Here is a 21,836-nt window from a genome sequence, read left to right on the forward strand (position 1 = left end):
CGTGGAGGGCTTGGCTCCGAGGACGATAGGGATGGTGTCGAGATGAGCGGGGCATCCACCACCGTGTTGGCGGTGGCTGTTCGCACGGGGATGCGTGGCGAACGGGGCGGGTCAGCGCGGCAATGCAGCGCCGTAGCCTTGCAGACCCAGGCTACCGACTTGCCGCGTCAGTCGAACGCAGCGCGGCGTGGTGCACGACAAGGAATCAGCATTCGGCGTGTCCGCTTTGCTCTGGGCATCGCTAAAGGCGATCGGCATCAGAGGCGCCGCCGGCCAAGGTAGGAGTATGCAGACGAGCTGCTGAGTCGTAGCGTCGTTTGCGAAAAGAGCGTTTGGAGTGCAAAATAAGTGCGTAAATTCTGCGCCAGGTGATACGCCATGAATACCGCCCTGCAAGAACCTTTCGTTGAACGGTTCCGTGAACCCAATACCCCGTATCTGTCACCGTCCAAGGTTGGTGACTTCTTCGGCTTTCGGGTGCAGGAACTGGCCGAGCGCGCGCACGTGCATCGCAATACCCCGACCGCCCGGCCCCAGGCCCCGCAGTTGCAGAAGTACCTGCAAGACATGGTGAAGGTGCTGGCCGTGGCCACCGAGATGACCGGAGATCTTGAGCGCGCGGCCTTCCTGGTGCGCAATGAGCCGCTGCGGGCCTTTGGCTACAAGACCGCCGATGACCTGATTCAGGAAGGACGGGCCGATGCGGTGATTGCCTATCTGGAATCCCTCGCCGGTGGTGCAGCCGGATGATTTTGAGAACCCTCGGCGAGGGCGGGGACGCGGCCTTGTATCGGGTCATCGTGCCGGCCTACGCCAGCTCGCCACTGTCCGGGATGGGCGCGGCGCGCCAAGGTGGTCGGTTCAACCGCCCCGAGCAGGAGGCGCTGTACCTGTCGCTGGATGAGTCGACGGCACTGGCGGAGTACAAGCAGGACAACCCGTAGTTGCGCCCGGGTACGATCTGCACCTTCTTCGTCAACGGGCTGCGCGTGGCCGACCTGAGCGCAGGCTTCGATCCCGAGCAATGGTCATCGCTGTGGGCCGATTTCGCGGTTGACTGGCGTGCGGAATGGTTCGGCAAATCCATCGAACCACCGACCTGGTACATGGCCGACGACGTGGTAGCGGCCGGACTGGACGGGATCCTCTTTCCCTCCCAGGCACGCCCAGGCGGAACCAACCTGGTGATCTACCGCAGCTCGGCCAGATCACCGACGCAGTTGCGCGTCTATGATCCGGACGGGGCGTTGCAGAAGCTCGCACTACGCTGAGTGTTTCAACTCAGATGATTGTGGATGAGCTGGTGTTGCGCTGTGGGTAGCGCGGGCATCGAGCAGGCCATAAGCACCTGGCAGTCACCGTTGGGCCACACCAGCTGCGCGCGTATGCCGTCGAGCTGCAACTGCGCCTCCCGGAAATGGCGCACCTGCGGCGTATCCCCCGCCGTATTCCGGGCACGCAGGCTGGTGACGGAGCGATCCGTGACCCATAGCCATTCCCGCGCGGCGGGTGCCGAAGCGGCCTGGCCGGCCAGGTGTTGGATCTCGACGAGGTAGCCCTGCGGCGAGGTGAACAGACGCAGGATGTCGTAGGGCAGCGGCATATCGAGGGGGCGGGTTCCGGACAAGTGGCCGATTCTGCCAGAGATGGGGTGTTTGTTCATGCTGTGGGTTCCTCCATGGGGCTACCGTGGACGGCTCCAGTCCAGTGGCAGTGAGGTGATGCCACGCGCCTGGTCGATGTGCTCGGCGATCTTGAGTGCGGCGTCGAGTTCGCTGATGCCGTGCTGCTGCATAAGCTGGTAACGCTCGGCTTTTTCTTCCGGTTCGGTTTGCGCGAGAGCGAGGTAGAGGCTGGGCGGCACGGCGCGAAACAGCAGCTCCATGCTGCGCGACAAAATCACCCCCTCCGAGAACTTGCCGGCCTCCTTGCGGGCCGAGAGCATCAGGGCCTTCTGCGCCGGGGTGAGTTCGCGGAACCTGGCGATCTTCTCCACCTCGTCCGGCGGCATGCCCAAACACAACCACCACTCCATCATGTTCAGCATCGGCTCGGCGGCCTTGGGCAGGTCGTCCAGGTTCTGCGTCGCCAGCCAGAACCAGGCACCCAGCTTGCGCCACATCTTGGTGATCTTGACGATGTAGGGCGCGAGCAGCGGGTTCTTGGTGATGATGTGCCCCTCGTCGGTGACGTTGATGATGGGCCGGCCGAGAAACTGGTCGCGCTCGGCGAGGTTGTTGACCGTGTTGATCAGCGAGATGTAGGCGATGGAGAGCTGCGCGTTGTAGCCCTCGCGGGCATAGGTTGCGAGGTCGACGATGGTGATGTCGGCCTCCGGCCAGGGCGTGCCGGGGCGGTCGAACATCTCGCCGTCGCTGCCCTGGGTGAACATGTCCATCGCATCGGCCATCTCCAGCAGCCGGGCCCGGCGCAGCTCGGGCAGGCCGGTGTCGCGGCTGCGTTCGCGCAGCGCATCGCGCACGTCGCGGGTGAGCACCGTGCGCTGCGCCTCCACGCACAGCCGCGCGGCGTCGAGGATGCACTGGCGGATCAGGCTGCGATCCGCGCGGGTCATGCGCGCCTCTTCCTTGTCCTCGCCACCGGTGATCATCAACCGCGCGGTGATCTCCAGCTCGCCGAGCACGTCGCGTTGTTCGTCACCTTCGGCCGCCGCGTGCTCGTCGTCCAGGGCATCGGCATCGAGCGTCTGTACCTGGCTGGGCGTTTCCACCAGGCGCTGGGCGTCGGCGAAGGGTGCCAGGCTGACCCCGGCCCCGGGCGCGAGCTTGACCCGATGTACGCGCAGGCCCAGGCGCGCGGCGAAATCGCCGTACAGGCCGAAGGAGTTACCCGCCTCGACGATAAACAGCCGCGGCCGGTAGATGGCCGTGATCTGGTTGAGCAGGTTATTCAGCGTGGCCGACTTACCCGAGCCGGTCGGGCCGGCGAGGAACAGGTGGGCGTTCATCTGTCGGTCGAGGCGATTGAGCGGATCGAAGGTGATCGGCCCGCCGCCGCGGTTGAACAGGGTGATGCCAGGGTGGCCGGTGCCCTGGCTACGCCCCCACAGCGGCGCCAGGTTCGCCACATGCTGGGCGAACATAAGCTGGGTGTACCACTGCTGGCGGTCTTTTGCCGGGTCGTAGACGCAGGGCAATCCGCGCAGGTAGGTGTTGAGCGGGGCCACCTCGTCTTCTTCGCGCACCGGCTGCAGGCCGGCGCCGAGCAGCACGTTGCCCAGTTGCAGGCCACGGGCGTCCAGCTCCGCCTGGTCGCGGCCACGCAGACAGAAGATCAGGGCGCCGCGGTACAGCTTGTGGGCGCTGCCGATCAGGCTGCGGGCCTGCTGCACATCGGCGCGAGCCTGCTCCGAGGCGAGGGTATCGCCCACGGCCTTGCGGCCCAGGTGGTTGAGGTGTGCTTCGAGCACATCCTGCGGGGTGATGACCAGCGTCAGGCACTGAATGGTGTCTTCCGGCAGTTGGTCGAACAGTGCGTTGATCGCCTCGCCCTTGCGCGTTTCGCCGGTGACATGGCCGGTGCTGGGCGGGCTGCGCAGGCGGTCGACGGCGATGGCGCGGTGCGGCATCCCGTCGAAATACCACAGGCCTGGCTCGACCGCCGAGCGCGGCTGGCTGAAGAACAGGCGCTGGCTGAAATCCGTGCCGCTGGCCAACTCGACCTCACCGGGCTCTTGTTCGTCCGGATAGCGGGTCAGGGCATAGAAGCGTTCGCGGTCTGCGGCAGTGTCGCCGAGCTGGGTCGGATGGGGGTTGAACCAGCGCAACAGCCAGGCATGAATGTCCTCTGCGCCCAGCCGGCGGGCACGTACGCCGGCGTTTGCCAGGCCGCCGATGAGGCGCTCGCAGACCCGGTTCAGTGCCTGCTCGGGCGATTGTCCGCGGCGCTGCGGTGCCGGGCCGACCCGGCGGTAGACGACCAGCCGCGTGCGCCGAGTCTGCCCGCGCCAGGGCAGGCGGGTGACGGTGTGATCCTCGAACAGTCCACCCGGCTTGGCGATGGCCTGCAGGTGATGGCCGAAGAAGCGCAGGTAGAACGCGGTGAAGGCGCTGCCCTGGGCGCGCGGATGGATATAGGCGCTTAGCGCGTCGAGGTAGCTGTCCCAACTGGGGTCGTCCTGGGTGTAGAACTGCACGACCCAGGGGTTGTCCTCCAGTTCGTCGAAGGCATCCTGCAGTACGTTCTCCAGGGTGTCGCGCACCTGCAGCAGCCAGGCCGGTTCGCGCCCCTCGGTGCCGACCGGCAGCAGTTCGTAGAAGGCGGCGACCGAGGTGCCGTCATCCAGCAGCATGCACTGCGACTCGGGTAGGTACTCGGCCCACGGCAGCCGATCGGCGAAGGAGGGCGCCACGTTATAGAGCGCCTGTTCATCGGCCTGGGTAGCCGGACGCCGGGTGCTCTGTGCAGTACCGGGCTCGGCGAGGCCGTGGGCGTGCAACTCGGCGACGTGGCGCGCCCAGGCGTCTGTAGGGGGCGTGGCTTCCTCGGACGGCGGCCGACGCATGAACCACGGCCAGGCCATCAGTAGTCCTCCAGCCGTTCGCCGGGCAGGGCGTACTGCACCCGCTGGTACAGCGGAAACAGCGTGGTGTAGCCGGGCACCGGCACCGGGTCGCTGCCGGCCAGGTGGGGGAACACGTACATCAGCAGATCAGGGTTTGGCAGACGATGGAACTGCCGGTAGATCTCGTTGGCCGCCGTGCGCGTGTAGCGGGCCTGCACAGCCGGCGCGGCCTGGACATCGGCCGCGCTCAGCGGCCGGCGCAGGGCCTGGCGCGCATCGAGCAGCTGCCGGGCGCTGCCGCCGCCGGTCTCCATATTCCAGATATCGAGCATCGTGGTGTCGTCGTGCGGCAGCAGTGCTTCCTTGCTGGTGGCGCAGCCACCGAGAAGCAGCGCCATGGCCAGCAGGGCCAGGCTTTCAGTCCAGGTCTTGTGCATGGGGCAGCCCTCCAAGGCGGTGATCGACGCGGCGACCGGCGGGGTCATAGTCGACGGTCAGGGGTTGTTCGAGGTGCACGGCCACCTGGGCGCCGGGCTTGACGTAGACCGCCGCGAACGCCTGGCCGTAGAGCTTGTTGACCCAGGCGGACATGTCCTGAACGCCCCCAGCGAGGATGCGGCCCATGGCCTCGTTGGCGCCGATGCCCACGGTGCCGACCGAGCCGTCGCTACTCATGTAGGAGACCTGGCCGCTGCCTTCGTCGATCAGCGAGGCGACGCCGGCACCGGCTGCGGTGATCAGGGCCTGCGAGCCCAGGTATTGTTGGGCGTTGCTGCGCCGCTCGCCGGAGACGCAGGGGATGCCATGCGGGTCGCTGATCCAGCCCAGGCCGTCTTGGGTGTCAGTGTCGTTGTTGGTCTGGCGGTTGCCGCCGCGCGCGTCGTCGTCGTTGGGCAGAGTACGGATGGTGCCGTCCTCGAAGACGAAGGTGACCGAGCGGATCTGCCCGCGCACGCAGGACAGCGTCCAATCTCCTGAGGCCGTGCCGCTGACCACGGCACCGGCCACATCCGGAATGTCGATACCGTTGGCGGTGAGGTTGTCCCGCCCGATCAGAACTTTGAAGGGGTAGGGGTCGTTAACGGTGCCATCGATGGGCACGCGGCCGACCAGCGCCGTCATGGCGATCGAACCCATCAGCGTCGAGTTGATCGGCACGGTGTACACCGCAGTGGTCTCCGGCGCCCCCGCGGCGCGGCGGCCGGCGTCGACGGCGGCGCTGGCGGTGCTTTCCAGCGTCTTCTGCGCCGGCCCGAAGCTTGTCGGAAAACTGAAACTACCGGCCGTGCCGCTGCTGCGCGACTGACCATCGTCACGGCGATCCTCCGGCTCGATCCAGCGCAGGGTGTCGCCGGGCAGGCCGTCGCTCGGCTCGAGCCCCAGGCCGACCGGCAGCTCGGCTTGCTCCTCCATGCCGATGGCATCGAGCCGCTGTTGCAGTTGCTGCAGCAGGCCCTGGGCTTGCTGGCGTTCGTGGCTGAGCTGCTGGCGGTCCTGGTGCAGTTGGTTGCGTTCACTGTCGAGCGCGCTCTGGATGCGCTGGTCGATGGCCCCTTCGCGTTGGCGCAGGCGCTGGTTCTCGTCGCGCTGGACCTTGTTGTCGCTCAGTGCGGTCTGCAACTCGCTGCGCAGTTGGCGAACCTGGGCGACCAGCGTCGCTACGGTGTCGCGCGGGGTGTCGCCCTCGATGCCGAGCGCCTTGGCTTCATCGGGCGTCAGGCGGCTGGCCTCGTCTGCGGCACCGGGCGCGTCGCTACCAGTGGAGAACAGCTTGACGGCGCCGAACACCAGCAACAGCAGCAGGGGAATCATCAACCACTTGAGCAGGCCATTACTGTGCATCGTGGCCTCCTGTGGGTGCGGGCAGGTTGAGCGCCGCGTCGATAGGTGCAATGGCCGGCAACAGGGCTTGCGCCAGGCCGTGTCCACGGGTGACGAGGTAGACCACAGTGGTGTCCTCCGGCGTGCCGCGCGGGCCCAGCGTCGGGTGCTGAAAGGTCGCGGCGAGGAAATGCCCCTGCAGCGCGCGCGGGTCCAGGTCGAGCCCGTGCGCGCTGTGGTTGCGCAGGCGCACGGCGCTGACCCACAGGTTGTCCAGGCGCCAGGCCGCCAGCGCGTGTGCCTGTACCGGCAGGGTGGGCAGCAAGGAGTCGAACGGCAGATCGCGGCGCAGGGTGACGCGCACAACGCCCGGCACCGGTTCGACGGTGCGTAGCGGGGCGTAGAGGTTCTGCGCGGCGTAGCGGGTCAGGATCACCGGCTGCGGTGTGGCCCGCACGGGAGCCGAGGCGGCACTATCGTCATCGGCCGCGGAGGCAGCCGCGGTTGATGTAGCCTCAATGATGCGCACCGGCTCCAGGGGCGGCTGACCGTCCTGGGCCGGCTCGGCGGCGATGTCGAGCAGCATCACCGTGCCGGTGTCGGCGTCCTGCAGTTGCAGCCGGGTTGGTTCGATCGGCTCGCTGGCCAGCAGGTAGATCGCACCGGCGGCGCTCTGTACGCGCAGGCGATTGCCAAGCGAGGCCGGCACGCCGACGCGAACATTGCGTTCGACGAAGACGACGCGTTCTTGATCGACCACCAGCGGCAGGGCCAAGGGCAAGCGTTCCCAGCGCAGAATCTCGGTGGCCTGGGGGGCGCTGAACGGAGCCAGCGCGAACGCCGCGAGGGCCAGGGGCAATAAACGGTTCATGGCGTGTTTTCCAGGGCAGGGACGGGCGTGGCCGCCGGATCGACAGGGCTGACAATGCGCTGCGGCGCGCCTTCGTAGCAGTCGATGACCAGCCCGAACGGGTTGCGCTGCGGGTCGACGTCGCTGCGCAGGACCTTGAGCGGGTAGCGCACCAGGGCGCGTTTGACCTGCTCCGAGGCGTAGTACTCGTCGGCCGTAACATCCAGATTCACCACCCATTCGCGGGTGGAGACGGTGCGCACGCGCAGTGTGGGGTTGTCACCGTAACCGCGGCCGGGAATCTCGTAGATGCCGCGTACGCGCCGGCGCAGCTCACCGCTGTTGCGGCGGTACTCGTAGTCCTGCTGCAGGAACGCCTGGCAGGCGGGCGTGAGGTAGGGCGACAGCACATGCAGGTTGCGCGGGTAGTCGTCGTCGCCATTGGTCGGCCAGCGCTGCAGCTGCTGCCAGACATAGAAGGTGAAGGCGTATACGCTCTCGGGCGGTACGTCCCACCAGGGGCGCGTGCTGCCCGAGCGCAGGTCGGGCGGTACATGGATGGTCAGATCGCGTGGTGCGTTCCACCAGCCGATGCCCATGACCAGGGCCAAGATCACCAGCAGACTGGCGCCGATGCGCAGGGTCTTGATGTGGGCGTCGAGCCGCAGCACTTCGTTCTTGAACCGGCTCACGGTGCCGTGCTCCTGCGTGTGCTCCAGTAACCGGAGCGGGTCACCAGCCGCTGGCCGTCGGTGAGGGTGGCGAGCGCCGGTAGACGCAGCGCGATCCACCACTGCAACCGCCGGTACAGCCAGGTCTCGGGGCGGCCGCGCTTGAGTCGGCGCAGTGCACCGCCGCCGATGAAGATGCCTGCGCTGACTGCCAGCAGGATGGCCGTGGGGACGATGGCGATCGTCACCAGCATGATGGCCAGCGCTATGCCGCTCGCCAGGCCAAGCAGACCCGACAGGCCGGCACAGACCCACAGCTCATTCGCCGTCAGCCCGCGCACCACCACCGGGTGACGGTTGAGGCGGTGCGGCAGAAACAGCACTGTCCCGTCCGTGCGGATGTCTTCGGTCATCTCGGCAGGCCTCGCTTTAGAGCACGCCGATGGCTTCGGTTAGCAGCCAGATGCCCACTACCAGCAAAATCGCACCGACCGCCACGGTCAGGCCGAACTGGCCCCAGGTCGAGCGGCCAATGTGGATCTCCGCGTAGCGGGTGTAGGCGTGGTAGCAGACGCCGACGAACATCGAGGCGACCACCAGCAGGGCGATCAGCATCACGATGTCGTAACCGTAGTTCTGCAGCGTTTGCAGGATGCCCGTGCCGACCCCGCGCGACGGGTTTTCCAGGGTGGGCAAAGCGGCCTGGGCACAGGGCGACAGCACGCCGAACAGCGGCAGCGCCGCCAGGCCAGCGAATGGACGGGGGAGAAGGGAGCGGGCGAGCGGCTTCATCAGGACGACCTCTTACGAGAGCAGGAAAAAGGTCAGCACCAGGTAGAGCACGGCGAAGCGCACCACGACAACCAGGAACTGACGATGGGAAAGCTGTTCTTCGGCCCAGCCCACGTAGGCGCTGCGTATCGCCCAGACGCCCCACAGGAGCAGCACGGCGAACACCGCACCGAGCAGCACGGTTGCCATCTCGGTCGGGGTGAAGCCGCTGTTGGTCTGGAATGCGGTGATCTGGGCGGCGTTCATGGCGCCTCCTGCGCGTCGAGCGCGGCGGCAGGCTGGCGATATCCGCCGAGCAGCTCGGCGGGGTCGCGCGGCTGGGCACGCGAGGGCGTCAGGTAATCGCGAATACCGCCGCGCACGCGCTCCAGGTCGGCGGCGAGACGGCTGTAGTCGAAGTGGTAGCGGGCACGTGCATCTGGCGGCTGCGCGGCCTGTTGCGCAACGAGGCGCTCGATGCTGTCGAGTTGGCGCAGCGCGGCGGCGAGGCGGGCATGCTCTGGTGTGGCGTCGTCGGCGCTGGCGTTACCGGAAAGATAGAGACCGAGCAGCAGTGCCAGGGTCAGACCGGCGGGTTGATGCCTGTTGGCTGGAGAGAGCAGTCGCTTCGACATTGGCCAATCCACGATGTGCGAGGAATGGCGAAATGCTCTCGGTATGCCTGGGGCGCTGCCTTAAACAATGGGAACCTGGGTGTCCCCCTATTGCTCCGACTATCGGAGCGGCTCAGCAGCCGCTACGGCTGTAGCTGGGGGCCGGAACTAAAGGTACTTCTTAAAGCTTGCTGCGGTGATGTTCACCGCCAGGCCGAGCAGCGCCGCGCTCGGCAATAGCACCAGCAGCGGATGCACGCTGACGGGCAGGGTGAGGTAGAGGATCCACGGCAGGACGGCCAGCGGCATCAGGCTGGCTTTGGCGCGGTGGTAGATGAAGCCTGACTCGCGGCCGGCACCGAACTTGCGAATATCGCGGCGAACCAGACCGTCGACCAGGCCGACGAAGGCGGCCAGCAGAAACAGTGGCAGCGTCAGCACCAGGACCAGCAGCCGCACCATGAAGGTCAGTGTCGTGAACGCGGCCGCAATCAGGTAACGCTCGCTCCAGACGTAGACCTGGCTGATGTAGTAGCGGGCGTCGCGAACATCGCCATGGCTGGGGGCGCGGGCACGCGACGATGCCTGACTCATCCAGTCGAGCAGGCCGCTCTTCACGAAGAGCCATTGGTAGGCACCCTCGACCAACTGGTGTGCGGTGCGGCCCGGCTCCTGCACCACCGCGCTGCGGGTGAAGTGGGTGGAGAGGTGGTTCAGTTCGTAGGCGAGCATGCCCTGGGCGTGACGCCAGCCCTGCTCGGGCCAGAACAGGTGCATGCCGGCGCACTCGATGAGGATCGACAGCAGCAGAGAGCCGAGCAGTACCCCGAGCAGGCGCAGCGGCAAGGTGACGAGGCTGGCGAACACGCCTTGCTGGCGGGCCTGTTCGCGCTGGGTGGTGGCGGCCGGATCCTTCATGGCCGTGCATCGGTATCTTCGGACGCGTCCGGATCGGCCTGGTGGCGGAAGCCGTCGAGCAGGTCACCGGGCAGCGGCTGATCCTGCAGGCCTGGCAGGCCCTGGTTCTCCCACCAGTCGCCAGCCTCGGCATAGTGTTGGCGCATGTAGCCAGCGAGCTGCTGGAGATCATCGGGCAGCGCTTCGTCGGGGTCGGGGGCCGGCAGCGGCATGCGGACCTTCCACAGCTGGCCGCCTTGCAGCAGGGCAAAGGCCTGGCCTTTGGGCAGGCCGACCACGTGGGCGGGCTCGATCATCGGCACGCTGGCAGTGCTGATGCGGTCCTGGGCGTTGGAGGTGAAGTCGGTCGGCCCGTGCACATCCGAGCTGTCGGTGGCTCCGCTAACCAGCGTCGTGGTGTAGACGTCCACTTTGGGCAGCTGGCGGGTGAGCAGCTCGGCGGTCGCGGTCTCGCGCACCCTCAGCATGAACAGGTTGTTGAAGTTGCCGATGACCTGGCCTGCTTTCGCCCGGTTGCCGACCCGCGCCTCGATGTCGCTGAGCGTCTGGGTATAGGCGGTGACCTGCAGCCCAGCCCCGCCGCCTTTGTTGACCAGCGGCACGAACTCATCGCCCATCAGCTCGTTGAACTCGTCCGCATGCACGTTGATCGGCACCCGCGCACCCGCCAGGGCCTCAGGCAGCCCATCATCGATGCCGAACTTGTAGATATGCCCGGCGACCGACACCAGATCGGCAAACATCGAGTTGCCAACGGCGGCGGCGACCTCGGCATCCGACAGGGCATCGAGGCCGACATAGACCACCGCGCGTTTGCGCACGATCTGCATCCAGTCGAAGATCGGCCGCGGATCGGCCAGGTCCGCATAACTCGGCGCGAGCAGTTGCGCGGTCTTGCCGGTGGTGAGCTTTTCCAGCAGCGGCAACAGGCTGGCGACGATCTTGTCGAAATAGGTCCGGTCGTAACGCACGGCACTGCGCAGGCCGTCGAGCACTGGGTCGTAGACGCGGACTTGCGACAGGTACTGCTCCAGCGCGACCACGCGCTTTTCCCGGCCGATCATGTTGCGCGGGATGTTTTTGTCGTTCAGCCGTCCTTCGAGCTGCACGATGATGTCCCAGGCCTTCGGTTCGTGCCGGGCGAAGTAATGCTGCGCGTACTCGATGAACAGCGCGTCGATATTGACCACGTGGCGCTGGATCAGCAGGTAGTCCGGGCGCTGGCCCAGCTCGACCAGGGCGCGGGCGATGATGTTGACGAAGCGCCAGGCGAACTCTCGAAACGCTGCGCTATTGCCCTCACCGGAGAGTTGCCCGGCGATGCGCGTGGCCACCTCCGAGATTCTTCCGAAGCGACCCACTGCGTTGTAACGCGCGCTGAAATCCGGCCAGCCCAGGTGGAAGACATAGAACTCGCGTTCGCGCCCGGTGCGCTTGGCCTCCACGTACATGCGCTTGAGCAGGTCGGCATCGCCTTTGGGGTCGAACACGATCACCACCTCGTGCTCGCCGGTCGCATTTCGCCGCCGAATGTCCTGGGTCACGAACAGTTCGGCCAAGCGGGTCTTGCCGACCCGGGTGGCGCCCAGCACCAGCGAGTGCCCGACCCGTTCGCCGAGCGGAAGGCTGACATCGACTTCGTTCGGCTCGATGCCATGCAGCCGCGGCAGGCCGCCGACTGGTGGCAACGGGCGCAGCGGGTTGAGTGCAATGTCCCAGGCGGTGAGCTTGGCCAACTTCGACAGCGGAAACGGCGCGAACTCCAGCCGCTCTTCCAGGCGGCGCGCCAACTGGTAGGCGGGCGTGGGCTCGACGTAGCGGCGAAACTCGGGCCTGAACGTCTGCGTCAGGCGATGCGTATGGCGTTGTTCCCAGCGAAATCCGCGGCCGATGAACAGCCGCTGCTGGCTGACCGGCACATCGCGACTGGTCATCACGTAGCGCGGCAGGCGGCGGATATTGCGCCGGTAGCGCAGGATCACCAGCGCATCGCGCAGGCGAATCGCGCCGAAGGCGAGGAAGGCCAGCGCGCTGCCCAGGCCAATCGTTGGGCTCAGCGCCAGCGACCAGGGTGCCACCAGGGACAGCAGCGCGGCGGCGGCGCAGACTGCCACGGTGTACAGCTCCACCGCTGGCCGCAGCAGCACCTCGATCGCGTGGGACTGGGCCATGGCCGGCGCTTCACTGTTCGAGGCCGGTGGCCGTGATCAGCACCGGATAGTGATGCAAGCCGAGACGCTCGGCGAGGTCGTCGCCGGCCACCGGTGACAGCGGCAGCCCTGGCACCAGCGCACGCAGCGTGGCCAGGGACTCGGCCGAGCTGACGTTGACGATCAGGCCCACGGCGCCGAGTTCGCGCAGGCGCGGCGCCCGCTGCTGCAGCCAGGCGCGTGAGTGTTGGTCGTCGCCGACGAGAAAAAACGGCGGCAGCCCGGGTGCTTTGATCGTGCGGCGCGCCACAACGCCAGGCGACAGTCGCAAGGAATGCACCGGGAGCATGCTGGCTTCGTTGACCACCCCAGCGGGCGGACGCGGCATCTCAATCCGTGGCGCGCTCACCTTGGCACGCGGCTGCAGGTTCAGGGCCTCGTAGTACGGCAGGGCCGAGGTGCCGCCACGATCGACGACGACGATCAGGGTGTCGGCCTGGACGAGCACCGGCAGCCACGGCAGAGAGAGGAAGGCGACGAGGACGGGCAGGGCGTTCATGGCAGGTTCCTCCGGGAGCTGATTTCCGGTTGATAGGCGCCCAGCACGCGGGCCAGGTGCTGGCCGACGCTGAGGCGGTAGCGCGCAGCCGGCGCACCGCCAGCAGGGCGGTGGTAACGACCGATGGCGAGCAGCCAGTCCTCGCCTTCGACGTGCTGCTCGCGCAGGATCTCGGCGGCGATGGCCAGGTTGCGGTAGGGATCAAGCAGGTCGCAGGGCTGGGCGTAGCGCTGCGGGTGGTAGCCGAGATTGATCTGGCTGAGCCCCGCGTCGATGCGTGTGGCCGGCGTGCGCCGTAGTGCCTGGCGCAGCCCGGTGCAGGCCTCGGCACGGGTGGCGAATCGCTGCGGTGTGCCGGCGACGTTGAGCGTCCACGGCCAGGGCACCAGGCGGCCACCCACGCGGGTGCCGCTCTCCTGCAGCGCCACGGCGTACAAGACGGTGGAGGGAATGCCGGCGCGCTGCGCCGCGACCTGGTAGGCCGGCGGCGGAATTTCCCCTGCCTTGACGCTGCCGAACCACACACAGGCCTGCAGCGCGAGCAGGGTTCGGCACAACATTACGGCTGCCGCTGCCATTGCCCGCCGACCTGACGCACCACCGCCGGCAGATCGCCTGGCAGCCCCAGCGACACCCAGCGGCCCGCGTCGTGATTGAGCGTGACCTGGCCGCTGCGCACCTTGGCCGGATCGATACCAATGCGCTGCGCCCAGGCTCGGATACGCGCGTCGTCGGCGCGGCTGTCGACGACGTAGATGTCGAACGCCCGACCGGCGGCCTGCAGCTTCAGAGCTGTTTGATCGCAGGTCGGACAGGCGTCCTCGACGAACAGGGCGAGCCGTCCGCTCGCCGCAGGCAACACCGGTGAGAATGCCGGACCGGCGTCGGGCAGGATGATGCGCGGCATATCGGCGTGGAGCCGCTGCCAGGCGTCGTCGTAAGCTCGTTGGTAGGCGAGCAGCTTCCCCACGCGCTGCGCTTCGGCCGCGACCTGCAGCTCCGCGTAGCGCTGCCGCTCCTGGTCGGTACGCGCTTCGATGCCCAGTGCCGTGAGCGGGTCGATGTGCGGTGAATAGACCCCCAGCGGCCCCTGCATCAGGTCGCGGTAGCGCGTCCATTCCTCGATGTTCAGCCCCCAATCCCGGGCATGCTGCTCGACGGTGCGTTCGATGGCCACCGGTCGCTCGCGGCTGGGCTTGTTGTCGCTGCTAAGGATTGGCGCGCCCTGGGCCAGGCTGCTGGTCAGCAGGAGTAGCAGGGCAGGAACGATAAGGCGTTGCCTCATCTGCCCCTCCTACCGCGCCGGAATCGGCAGGCGCCGGCTGTCGTCGCCGTGCCGGAACACGGCGGTGTTGCTTTCGATGGCTTCGAGCTGCCAGCCGGCTTCGGCCTCGCCGGTGCGCAGCAGGCGAACCTGCGCGAGCGCGTGCGAAGCCGCGGGCAAAATCGAGAGGAACTGCTCGCCGGCGCGCAGCTCGGCACCGATCACCCGGAATGGCGGCCCGATGGCCTTGGGTTTGGCTGGTGCCGCGGCGCGAGGGCGGGGCGGAGTCGGAGGGATAGGAGGAGGCGCGCTGAGGCGCATTTCCAGTTGCTCAAGGCGCGCTTGCAGCGGCAGCAGGTTGTCCGTTGCCGGCTGGTTGCCGAGCGACGCCTCGATCGCACTGAGCCGCAGCTCCAACGCCTTGCGCTCAGCCTCGTAGCGCGCCTGGGGCAGGGCGACCGGCTCTTGCTGAGCATGCTCAACCTGCTGGATCAGTTCGGCCAGGCGCTTTTCCAGCGCGGCTACCTGCCGGCTCGGTGCGCTGGTTTCGACCTGGATCGCCAGACCCGACAGCGCAACGTGATCGATCACGACGGCGGCGCTGATCAGCAGCAGCCAGGTGACTACGGCGACGCGCATCAGGGTGCCCTGCTGGCGAGGTTCACTGCCGGGCATCGTCGTCATGGCTGCAGCTCCCCGGCAGCACCTTCTATGGGAACGCTCTCAGCCATGGCTGGCGCCGCTTCGGCAGGAGCTGCGTGAGGCTGGCTGAAGCAGACGCTGCGCATGCTGTGGTCGACGTGCAGCGTTCGCGCTGGCCCAGCCAGGGTCAGCAGGGCCTCACGCAGTTGCAGCGGGCCGAGGTGATAGTGCGCCGCCGGCAGCGGGAGGCTGCCCAGCGCATCGGTGTCGCCTCCGCTGCAGAGCTGATAGCCGGAGCGTTGCAATACATGCCGCAGCGCATCTCCGACGCTGGCGTGCAGCGTGCCGGGGATAGACACGTCGACCACCTGCAACAGCAGATCCTGCTGGGCGGCCGTCGGGGTCAGTTCAACCAGGGTGTAGCGGCCGTAGCGAACGACCGGGACGTACTCCGGTACCGGAGCCGGTGCCGCGACCTCAGCGGGAACGGGAGAGGGCGTGGGTGGCGTTGCGCAGCCGGCTGCCAGTGCGGCCAGCAGCAGGCAACTGCGGTAGAAACGGATGGCGTGCATGGCTCGGCTCTCGGCAAGGTCGAGCCGAGACCATCGCCCTGCAGCGAGCTTGAATCAGCAAACAATGGGAATCGCGGTGTTGCCGTTTTTACAGAGAGGTCCAAGCGGGCAGCGGACTCAGCGGCGATCAAAAAATCAGCAGATGAACCCGAGCCCCCACTCGTCGGAGGATTGGGATCTTATCGAAAGAGTTATGCACAGATTTTGTGGATAACTCGAAGCGGGCTTGTGCGGTTGGCTGCCGAGCACTGAGTTTCGATAGATTCTTGGCATCTGTGAACACGAACTGAAACCGCGGGCAAATGTGTTTCACGAGGTCTTATCACGAGGATCAAAGAGATTGGCTGATCAGCTCAAATTGCCGATACTGACAGTAAGCCAGTATCGATTTAGAGGGGCGGTCAGATCTGATGGCACGGAAGCGAAGAAACAAATCTGAAATTTCCGGGGTGGCGATTCTGGGAGTCCTGTTCCTGGGAGCGATTGCCTCCATCCCTAAAGAAGCCTGGATTGCTCTTGCTGGAGTCGGGGTTATCGGCTTCGGTGTATGGTTGATCATAAAGGCCAACAGCGACTCGTCCAGAACCGCTCCCCCTGCGATGCATCCACAGCATCGCCCTCCATCTTCGGGAAATCGGCCGAGAGCGGTAGAGACTGATCCGAATCGTGGCCTAGTGTTCTCTCTGGACGAGGTCGAGATCGAAGATCAGGCCCATACAGGCAGCACTCGGGAACTGGCACCTGCTGCGGAGGAGAAAGTCAGGCGGCGAGCGGATTCAGAATTTTTCACGGTCACTCTCGAGGTCTCGAAGCCATCCTCATATCGCCTGCCGAGTGCGCCTGCAACGCTGACGGATGAAAAGGTTCGCTGGATTCCGGCCGGTGAGTTCGTTGAAGTGGCTGGAGAAAAGATTCCCGGCGGCATGATCTATGTGGGGGCCGGGCGAACTGATCGGTGTGCTGCACCCGAGCCATCTTTGATCAACCCCAAGCTCAAGGTTGCGCGTGGTGTTGTCGACATCGCCGCGCGGCTGACTGGCTACTGGGCCAGCTACGACTCGATTTCCCCCGAGGCACGTCGCGCCTACTTGCAATGGCTGTCCAGTGGGCGCAAAGCACCTCATGCCAATATCGGCTACGTATTCTTGTTCTTCTACGGTCTTGAGCGGAGAGTATTCGTTGATGCGAAGAGCGATCCCAATGCCACTGCCGAAATCGCCGGCATCGTGTCGGAAGTCGAGCGACTTCTTGTCATCTATGGGGGGAGCGGGTCATTCAGCAACTACGCCGGTCGGTTTCTCGCGTTTCTGCGCATGGGTGAGACCCCGCCGAGACGTTATTTAGCACCGCCTCCGGACAACCAGGCCTACGGTTATGAAATGTCCATAGAGTTGCGTATTGGCCTGGGGCAACTAGCTACCGACAAGCAGCGTCTGCCCGCCGCATGGGCCTTGGCCTGGGCGCTGGCGGATCACAGTATTGGCAAACGGACGCCTGTGAGTCGTTGCCAGGACGTCTTCGCCACGTTGTTCAAGATCAAGTATGAGCAGCTTCATGGCGACGGGATGGTTCTGCCGCAGAACAAGACCAGGTTGAAGTTGCAGTACAACACCGCCTCGGCTGCTTTGCCGGTTCAAACGCTTGAGGGGTTGGGTGATATCCCCGACGTAACAGCAACTTCAGCCCCCCGCAAAAAGCTGCAGCAGATAGTCGACGAATGCACGGCGGAGCTGGAGCCCTACAGCCGATATCTCGGTCGTAATCCCGATACCCCCGAGGCCTTGGAAGGCTTGCTGCAGCTTCCCATCATGCTGTGGCCGGCGGTTGCGCGTGCCGAGTTGGATGCGCTGAAGCAGCGCATAGGCGACGGCATGGTGGTCATGAGTTTCGGCGAATTGGCGGGGCGACTGAAAAGTGCCGGAGCCCTTTCGCGGGACAAGGTGATCGCGCTGGCGCGCGCGTTGGAGTCATTGCATATCTGCATTGAGCCGGATGTATTAGCCGGCAGCAAAACACCTAAGGCGGAAGATACCGTAGCGCTATTTGCCACCCAAATCGAAGACGGGGATCTACGAGCATCTCCCGCTTACAATGCCGCCTCGGTCACCTTGGATCTAGCCTGTGCCGTTGCGGCGGCGGATGGCGACACATCTCCAGAAGAGATCATGCTGCTGTCCCGTCACGTCGATTCCTGGAACCACTTGAGTGGGGCACATCGCAAGCGACTGAAGGCCCATCTCCGTCTACAGCTCAATCAGCCGCCGACCTTGCAAAGCCTGAAGAAAAAGCTGGAGCCGTTGGCCAGTTCGGCGAAGAGAACCGTGGCGGCATTCCTTGCCCACTTAGCTCAAGTGGATGGTGAGGTGAGCCCTGCGGAAGTGAAATTGCTTGAGCGTGTCTACAAGGCTCTGCAACTGGATTCCCAGCTCCTATACGGTGACCTCCATGTGGCAGCTAGTAGTGCGTCGACGAGCACTGCTCCAACGGTTGCGTCGGTGCCAACTTCCTCGGCATCGCCAGCGTCGGTGACTGGCTTCGCGTTGGATCATGATCGGATTTTCCAACTGCAACGTGAAACCGAGCAGGTGTCGGCGCTGTTGGCCCAAGTTTTCGTGGATGAGCAAATCGTCGAGCCTGAGGAGCCCGATATCAGTGGCGCTTCGGATGACACCAGCAGCATCTGTGGGCTGGATGCTGATCACTCGGCCTTCCTTCGCTTGCTTGTCTCTCGGATGGAATGGTCACGAGAGGAGTTGGAAGCGGTAGCCAGCGATATGGATCTCATGCTCGATGGTGCGCTTGAGCACATCAACGATATGGCCTTCGAGCATTTCGATATTTCTATTACCGAAGGTGAAGATCCCCTCGAGATCAATTCTGACATCATGGGAAAACTACCGTTATGAGCAGCATCAGAGCTAAAGATCGCGATGCGGTTATTCAGTCCCTTCGTGCGGGAGTCGTTCCGCGGGCGGGTCAACACCTGATCCAGGTGGGTAGGGTTGGTGAGCTGGAGGGGCTCATTCGTGATGTTGAGCGCTTGACCGAGAGCGGTTCGGCGTTTCGAGTTGTAATTGGTGAGTACGGCGCGGGAAAGACCTTTTTCCTGAATCTTGTGCGTTCCATTGCGATGGAGCGCAAGCTCGTGACCATGCATGCGGATCTGAATCCCGATCGCCGGCTCCATGCCTCTGGTGGCCAAGCTCGCTCGCTTTATGCTGAGCTGGCGAAAAACATGTCAACGCGCACCAAGCCTGATGGCGGAGCCTTGCAGGGCATTGTCGAAAGGTTCATATCCCAAGCCAAGAGTGAGGCCAAGGCGTTCGGTAAGGACAGCGAGGCTGTGATACGCGAACAACTGGGCCAACTGACCGAAATGGTCAACGGCTATGATTTCGCTGATGTGATCGCGGCCTATTGCAAGGGCTTCGAGGAGGGCAACGAACAGCTCAAGGCCGATGCCATCCGCTGGCTGCGAGGTGAGTTCACCACAAGAACCGATGCGCGCGCTGCCTTGGGTGTACGCACAATCATCGACGATGCTTCCGTCTATGATCAGCTTAAGCTCCTGGCTCGGTTTGTCCGCTTGGCGGGCTTTGAGGGGTTGATGGTTTGCTTGGATGAGCTGGTCAATCTCTACAAGCTAGCCAATACCCAGGCGCGTAACGCCAACTACGAACAGATCCTGCGCATCCTCAACGACTCCTTGCAGGGTTCTGCCGAAGGCCTTGGATTCGTGCTCGGAGGCACCCCCGAATTCCTGATGGATACCCGCCGCGGCTTGTACAGCTATCCGGCTTTGCAGTCGCGTCTGGCGGAAAACAGTTTCGCCAAGTCTGGGTTGGTGGATCTGTCAGGACCAGTCATCCGCCTAGCGAGCCTGACACCCGAGGACTTCTATGTGCTTCTTCAGAAGCTGCGCCATGTCTACGCCTCGGGCGACAGTGCACGCTACCTCCTTCCTGACGAGGCGCTGCCTTTGTTCATGGCGCATTGCAACCAACGGTTGGGGGATGCCTATTTCCGTACACCCCGCACCACGATCACAGCATTCATCAACTTGCTGGCCGTGCTGGAGCAGAACCCGGGCGCGGACTGGAGACATTTGTTGGGGGCTGTGGAGCTGAGCCCGGATAGAGGTGGTGAAGCAGACACTCAAGTAGATGCCGACGATGAGCTCGCAACCTTCCAGCTCTGAGTCGGAGGGCTTCAGCCTTCTTGACTCCCAGATTCAGCGCTGGATATGGATGGAAGGCTGGACCTCTCTACGAGATGCACAAGAGCGGGCCATCCCCGCGCTGCTCAATGCTGATCAGGATGTCATCGTCGCCGCGGCGACGGCGGCGGGGAAAACCGAGGCCGCGTTCCTGCCCATTCTGACGAACCTGCTGAAGCAGCAGGAACCGCCTGGGTCAGTGCTTTACATCAGCCCGCTCAAGGCACTGATCAATGACCAGTGGGAGCGATTGAGCAAGCTATGCGACGAACTCGATATTCCCGTCGTTGCCTGGCACGGTGATATCTCGTCAAGCCGCAAGCACCGCTTTCTAAAATCCCCTGAAGGCGTGCTGTTGATCACCCCGGAGTCTCTTGAAGCGCTGTTCGTGAACCGGGGGACGAGTCTGCCCGGGATTTTCGCGAACCTGCGCTACCTCGTGATTGATGAGCTGCATGCCTTTATCGGCAGTGAGCGAGGCAAGCAACTGCAGTCCTTGATGCATCGGGTCGAGCAGGTGATCGGACGTCCTCTCCCGCGAGTAGGTTTGTCAGCGACACTGGGCGACATGATGCTGGCTGCTACCTTCTTGCGCCCAGCTTCCCCGAGCAAGGTGACGGTGATCGAATCGAAAGGATCGGGACAAATTCTGAAAGTTCAGATCAGAGGCTTTCAGGAACCAGAGAAAGACACACCCCAACAGCCCGAAGATAAGGAGAGCCTAGAAGACAACTCGGCCTCCGATCACGTGATTTCTGAGCACCTCTTCCAGGTGCTGCGTGGAAGCAACAACTTGGTGTTCCCTAACAGCAGGACTCAGGTCGAATGGTTTGCCGATCAGCTACGGCGTCGCTGCGAGCAAGACGGTGTACCTAATGAGTTCTGGCCACATCATGGCAGCTTGTCGAAAGATATTAGGGAAGATACCGAACGGGCCCTTAAAGCGGGGGACCGGCCGGCGACTGCGATCTGTACCACGACGCTGGAACTGGGCATCGACATCGGCAGCATCAAGATGGTTGTGCAGATTGGGCCGCCGCCTTCGGTTGCCAGTCTGCGCCAGCGTCTTGGCCGTTCTGGGCGTCGCCCAGGAGAGGCAGCCATTCTCCGCGGATACTGCAAGGAGCGTCGATTGACGGATGACTCTCCAATATCGGATCGCTTGCGCCAAGGATTGGTACAAAGTATCGCGATGATCCGACTACTGATGAGGGGATGGTTTGAACCGCCAAGAGCGCAGGGGCTGCATTTGTCGACCCTGGTGCAACAATGCCTCTCGGTGATTGCGCAGCAAGGTGGTGCCACTGCCGCCGAGTTGTGGGGGACGCTGGTACGCAACGGCCCTTTCTTGGCTGTTGAGCAGGGCAGTTTTCTGAACCTCCTGCGTGCTTTGGGTGAGCGGGATCTGATCATTCAGGAACCGGCTGGGCTTCTGCTGCCAGGTGAGTTGGGTGAGCGCTTGATCAACCACTACGACTTCTACAGTGCATTCACAAGCAATGAAGAGTTCCGAGTTGTTTGCGATGGAAGACCCCTTGGGGCCCTGCCTGTCTCGCGACCACTGTGTGCTGAACAGCGCATCATCTTCGCCGGGCGTCGTTGGCAGGTGATTAACGTTGATACGGACGGCAAGGTGATTGTCGTCAAGCCCTCCCCAGGAGGAGCTCCCCCGGCTTTTGACGGACTGGCTGCTCGAGTTCACGACAATGTTCGGCAAGAGATGAAAGCCGTACTGCAGGAAGAGGAGGTTTATCCCTACCTCGATCCAGTGGCCCAGAATCTACTGGGGGAGGCGCGGCAAAGCTTTGCTGATCTTAAGTTGAGCCATCAGAGCTTTATTGAGAGCGGAGGAAGAACCTGTCTTTTCACCTGGCAGGGCGATTGGGCCAACGATGCCTTGGCCGTCCTTCTCGAGTACGTCGGCTTGCCCACTGAGAATTCAGGACTGGTCATTGAGGTGCAGGGTGGACGAGCGTTGCTTGAAAGCAAGCTTAGAGAGGTTGCGGCTTTGAAGGAGCTTAAGGCGAGCACTGTCCTTCACAACGTTCAGAATATGATCAGGGAGAAATGGGACTGGGCGCTGCCTCCTGAGCTTCTTATGGAGTCCTTCGCCACGATGTATCTCGATCTGGAGAAAGCACAGCAAACCGCAGCTCATCTGATTGGACTTGAGACCCCTGCTTCTCTTTCGTGATGTCATGTATTGCTAGATTGAAGACAGCGTCCGGTCGCGGTAGGGACGGCAGTTACCTGCCGCCCCCCG

At 64.2% G+C, this 21,836-nt stretch carries 21 protein-coding genes and 1 pseudogene; 5 read left to right on the forward strand and 17 right to left on the reverse strand.

The window, feature by feature from the left end; translation table 11 throughout:
- The first annotated feature begins 378 nt into the window (after positions 1–378).
- Together ACIGKL_RS22890 and ACIGKL_RS22895 are read left to right on the forward strand one after the other, a co-directional pair.
- Complete coding sequence (locus ACIGKL_RS22890; protein ID WP_397488686.1) at positions 379–750, forward strand: MbcA/ParS/Xre antitoxin family protein; 372 nt, start codon at positions 379–381, stop codon at positions 748–750.
- Positions 747–1,271: pseudogene (locus ACIGKL_RS22895) on the forward strand (RES family NAD+ phosphorylase). The gene ACIGKL_RS22890 and the pseudogene ACIGKL_RS22895 overlap by 4 nt, the downstream one beginning before the upstream one ends.
- Before the next feature lie 5 nt (positions 1,272–1,276).
- Here ACIGKL_RS22895 and ACIGKL_RS22900 read toward each other — a convergent pair.
- The 17 genes from ACIGKL_RS22900 to ACIGKL_RS22980 all read right to left on the reverse strand — a co-directional run bounded on the left by ACIGKL_RS22900 (position 1,277) and on the right by ACIGKL_RS22980 (position 15,357).
- Positions 1,277–1,663: a hypothetical protein gene (locus tag ACIGKL_RS22900; protein ID WP_256595593.1), complete on the reverse strand. Its 387-nt coding sequence runs from the start codon at positions 1,661–1,663 to the stop codon at positions 1,277–1,279.
- A 21-nt stretch (positions 1,664–1,684) separates the two neighbouring features.
- A complete protein-coding gene (locus ACIGKL_RS22905; RefSeq protein ID WP_397488687.1) occupies positions 1,685–4,543 on the reverse strand; it encodes a conjugative transfer ATPase in 2,859 nt (952 codons plus the stop codon).
- Positions 4,543–4,962, reverse strand: a complete 420-nt coding sequence (locus tag ACIGKL_RS22910; RefSeq protein ID WP_112210440.1) for a TIGR03751 family conjugal transfer lipoprotein — start codon at positions 4,960–4,962, stop codon at positions 4,543–4,545. The genes ACIGKL_RS22905 and ACIGKL_RS22910 overlap by 1 nt, the downstream gene beginning before the upstream one ends.
- The gene (locus tag ACIGKL_RS22915; RefSeq protein ID WP_397488688.1) at positions 4,943–6,367 is read right to left on the reverse strand and encodes a TIGR03752 family integrating conjugative element protein; all 1,425 of its coding nucleotides are present in this window, start codon (positions 6,365–6,367) and stop codon (positions 4,943–4,945) included. Before ACIGKL_RS22915 ends, ACIGKL_RS22910 begins: the two co-directional genes overlap by 20 nt.
- Entirely contained in the window at positions 6,357–7,217 is an 861-nt protein-coding gene (locus ACIGKL_RS22920; RefSeq protein ID WP_273253234.1) for a TIGR03749 family integrating conjugative element protein, read from the reverse strand. Before ACIGKL_RS22920 ends, ACIGKL_RS22915 begins: the two co-directional genes overlap by 11 nt.
- On the reverse strand, positions 7,214–7,888 hold the full coding sequence (locus tag ACIGKL_RS22925) for a PFL_4703 family integrating conjugative element protein (protein ID WP_397488689.1): 675 nt from the start codon (positions 7,886–7,888) through the stop codon (positions 7,214–7,216). The genes ACIGKL_RS22920 and ACIGKL_RS22925 overlap by 4 nt, the downstream gene beginning before the upstream one ends.
- Positions 7,885–8,280, reverse strand: a complete 396-nt coding sequence (locus ACIGKL_RS22930; RefSeq protein ID WP_397488690.1) for a TIGR03750 family conjugal transfer protein — start codon at positions 8,278–8,280, stop codon at positions 7,885–7,887. Before ACIGKL_RS22930 ends, ACIGKL_RS22925 begins: the two co-directional genes overlap by 4 nt.
- 16 nt (positions 8,281–8,296) lie before the next feature.
- Positions 8,297–8,659, reverse strand: coding sequence for a TIGR03745 family integrating conjugative element membrane protein (locus ACIGKL_RS22935; RefSeq protein ID WP_112210435.1), 363 nt, complete (start codon positions 8,657–8,659; stop codon positions 8,297–8,299).
- 12 nt (positions 8,660–8,671) lie between these two features.
- Positions 8,672–8,905, reverse strand: a complete 234-nt coding sequence (locus ACIGKL_RS22940) for a TIGR03758 family integrating conjugative element protein (protein ID WP_397488691.1) — start codon at positions 8,903–8,905, stop codon at positions 8,672–8,674.
- Positions 8,902–9,273, reverse strand: coding sequence for an RAQPRD family integrative conjugative element protein (locus ACIGKL_RS22945; RefSeq protein WP_397488692.1), 372 nt, complete (start codon positions 9,271–9,273; stop codon positions 8,902–8,904). The genes ACIGKL_RS22940 and ACIGKL_RS22945 overlap by 4 nt, the downstream gene beginning before the upstream one ends.
- 147 nt (positions 9,274–9,420) lie before the next feature.
- Positions 9,421–10,170: a TIGR03747 family integrating conjugative element membrane protein gene (locus ACIGKL_RS22950; protein WP_397488693.1), complete on the reverse strand. Its 750-nt coding sequence runs from the start codon at positions 10,168–10,170 to the stop codon at positions 9,421–9,423.
- Positions 10,167–12,341 carry a type IV conjugative transfer system coupling protein TraD gene (traD, locus tag ACIGKL_RS22955; protein ID WP_397488694.1) on the reverse strand — a complete coding sequence of 725 codons (2,175 nt, stop codon included), beginning with the start codon at positions 12,339–12,341 and terminating at the stop codon, positions 10,167–10,169. The genes ACIGKL_RS22950 and traD overlap by 4 nt, the downstream gene beginning before the upstream one ends.
- Positions 12,342–12,351: 10 nt before the next feature.
- Positions 12,352–12,879, reverse strand: coding sequence for an integrating conjugative element protein (locus ACIGKL_RS22960; RefSeq protein WP_397488695.1), 528 nt, complete (start codon positions 12,877–12,879; stop codon positions 12,352–12,354).
- Positions 12,876–13,439, reverse strand: a complete 564-nt coding sequence (locus ACIGKL_RS22965) for a transglycosylase SLT domain-containing protein (protein ID WP_303704147.1) — start codon at positions 13,437–13,439, stop codon at positions 12,876–12,878. The genes ACIGKL_RS22960 and ACIGKL_RS22965 overlap by 4 nt, the downstream gene beginning before the upstream one ends.
- Complete coding sequence (locus ACIGKL_RS22970) at positions 13,439–14,164, reverse strand: TIGR03759 family integrating conjugative element protein (protein ID WP_397488696.1); 726 nt, start codon at positions 14,162–14,164, stop codon at positions 13,439–13,441. Before ACIGKL_RS22970 ends, ACIGKL_RS22965 begins: the two co-directional genes overlap by 1 nt.
- 9 nt (positions 14,165–14,173) lie before the next feature.
- On the reverse strand, positions 14,174–14,827 hold the full coding sequence (locus ACIGKL_RS22975) for a hypothetical protein (protein ID WP_397488697.1): 654 nt from the start codon (positions 14,825–14,827) through the stop codon (positions 14,174–14,176).
- Positions 14,824–15,357, reverse strand: a complete 534-nt coding sequence (locus tag ACIGKL_RS22980) for a PilL N-terminal domain-containing protein (protein ID WP_303704144.1) — start codon at positions 15,355–15,357, stop codon at positions 14,824–14,826. Before ACIGKL_RS22980 ends, ACIGKL_RS22975 begins: the two co-directional genes overlap by 4 nt.
- 410 nt (positions 15,358–15,767) lie before the next feature.
- Here ACIGKL_RS22980 and ACIGKL_RS22985 point away from each other — a divergent pair, with 410 nt between their 5' ends.
- The 3 genes from ACIGKL_RS22985 to ACIGKL_RS22995 are packed head-to-tail and all read left to right on the forward strand — an operon-like array spanning position 15,768 to position 21,767.
- Positions 15,768–18,263 carry a TerB N-terminal domain-containing protein gene (locus ACIGKL_RS22985; protein ID WP_397488698.1) on the forward strand — a complete coding sequence of 832 codons (2,496 nt, stop codon included), beginning with the start codon at positions 15,768–15,770 and terminating at the stop codon, positions 18,261–18,263.
- On the forward strand, positions 18,260–19,555 hold the full coding sequence (locus ACIGKL_RS22990; protein WP_397488699.1) for an ATP-binding protein: 1,296 nt from the start codon (positions 18,260–18,262) through the stop codon (positions 19,553–19,555). Before ACIGKL_RS22985 ends, ACIGKL_RS22990 begins: the two co-directional genes overlap by 4 nt.
- A complete protein-coding gene (locus tag ACIGKL_RS22995) occupies positions 19,530–21,767 on the forward strand; it encodes a DEAD/DEAH box helicase (protein ID WP_397488700.1) in 2,238 nt (745 codons plus the stop codon). The genes ACIGKL_RS22990 and ACIGKL_RS22995 overlap by 26 nt, the downstream gene beginning before the upstream one ends.
- The last annotated feature ends 69 nt before the right edge of the window (positions 21,768–21,836 follow it).

The organism is Pseudomonas sp. NPDC077186 (assembly GCF_044543505.1).
GTDB lineage: Bacteria > Pseudomonadota > Gammaproteobacteria > Pseudomonadales > Pseudomonadaceae > Aquipseudomonas.

Excerpts from the sequence above, each read along its gene's own strand:
- ACIGKL_RS22890 (WP_397488686.1), top strand. The coding sequence starts at position 379 with ATGAATACCGCCCTGCAAGAACCTTTCGTTGAACGGTTCCGTGAACCC.
- ACIGKL_RS22900 (WP_256595593.1), bottom strand. The coding sequence starts at position 1,663 with ATGAACAAACACCCCATCTCTGGCAGAATCGGCCACTTGTCCGGAACC.
- ACIGKL_RS22905 (WP_397488687.1), bottom strand. The coding sequence starts at position 4,543 with ATGGCCTGGCCGTGGTTCATGCGTCGGCCGCCGTCCGAGGAAGCCACG.
- ACIGKL_RS22910 (WP_112210440.1), bottom strand. The coding sequence starts at position 4,962 with ATGCACAAGACCTGGACTGAAAGCCTGGCCCTGCTGGCCATGGCGCTG.
- ACIGKL_RS22915 (WP_397488688.1), bottom strand. The coding sequence starts at position 6,367 with ATGCACAGTAATGGCCTGCTCAAGTGGTTGATGATTCCCCTGCTGCTG.
- ACIGKL_RS22920 (WP_273253234.1), bottom strand. The coding sequence starts at position 7,217 with ATGAACCGTTTATTGCCCCTGGCCCTCGCGGCGTTCGCGCTGGCTCCG.
- ACIGKL_RS22930 (WP_397488690.1), bottom strand. The coding sequence starts at position 8,280 with ATGACCGAAGACATCCGCACGGACGGGACAGTGCTGTTTCTGCCGCAC.
- ACIGKL_RS22935 (WP_112210435.1), bottom strand. The coding sequence starts at position 8,659 with ATGAAGCCGCTCGCCCGCTCCCTTCTCCCCCGTCCATTCGCTGGCCTG.
- ACIGKL_RS22940 (WP_397488691.1), bottom strand. The coding sequence starts at position 8,905 with ATGAACGCCGCCCAGATCACCGCATTCCAGACCAACAGCGGCTTCACC.
- ACIGKL_RS22945 (WP_397488692.1), bottom strand. The coding sequence starts at position 9,273 with ATGTCGAAGCGACTGCTCTCTCCAGCCAACAGGCATCAACCCGCCGGT.
- ACIGKL_RS22950 (WP_397488693.1), bottom strand. The coding sequence starts at position 10,170 with ATGAAGGATCCGGCCGCCACCACCCAGCGCGAACAGGCCCGCCAGCAA.
- traD (WP_397488694.1), bottom strand. The coding sequence starts at position 12,341 with ATGGCCCAGTCCCACGCGATCGAGGTGCTGCTGCGGCCAGCGGTGGAG.
- ACIGKL_RS22960 (WP_397488695.1), bottom strand. The coding sequence starts at position 12,879 with ATGAACGCCCTGCCCGTCCTCGTCGCCTTCCTCTCTCTGCCGTGGCTG.
- ACIGKL_RS22965 (WP_303704147.1), bottom strand. The coding sequence starts at position 13,439 with ATGTTGTGCCGAACCCTGCTCGCGCTGCAGGCCTGTGTGTGGTTCGGC.
- ACIGKL_RS22970 (WP_397488696.1), bottom strand. The coding sequence starts at position 14,164 with ATGAGGCAACGCCTTATCGTTCCTGCCCTGCTACTCCTGCTGACCAGC.
- ACIGKL_RS22975 (WP_397488697.1), bottom strand. The coding sequence starts at position 14,827 with ATGACGACGATGCCCGGCAGTGAACCTCGCCAGCAGGGCACCCTGATG.
- ACIGKL_RS22980 (WP_303704144.1), bottom strand. The coding sequence starts at position 15,357 with ATGCACGCCATCCGTTTCTACCGCAGTTGCCTGCTGCTGGCCGCACTG.
- ACIGKL_RS22985 (WP_397488698.1), top strand. The coding sequence starts at position 15,768 with ATGGCACGGAAGCGAAGAAACAAATCTGAAATTTCCGGGGTGGCGATT.
- ACIGKL_RS22990 (WP_397488699.1), top strand. The coding sequence starts at position 18,260 with ATGAGCAGCATCAGAGCTAAAGATCGCGATGCGGTTATTCAGTCCCTT.
- ACIGKL_RS22995 (WP_397488700.1), top strand. The coding sequence starts at position 19,530 with ATGAGCTCGCAACCTTCCAGCTCTGAGTCGGAGGGCTTCAGCCTTCTT.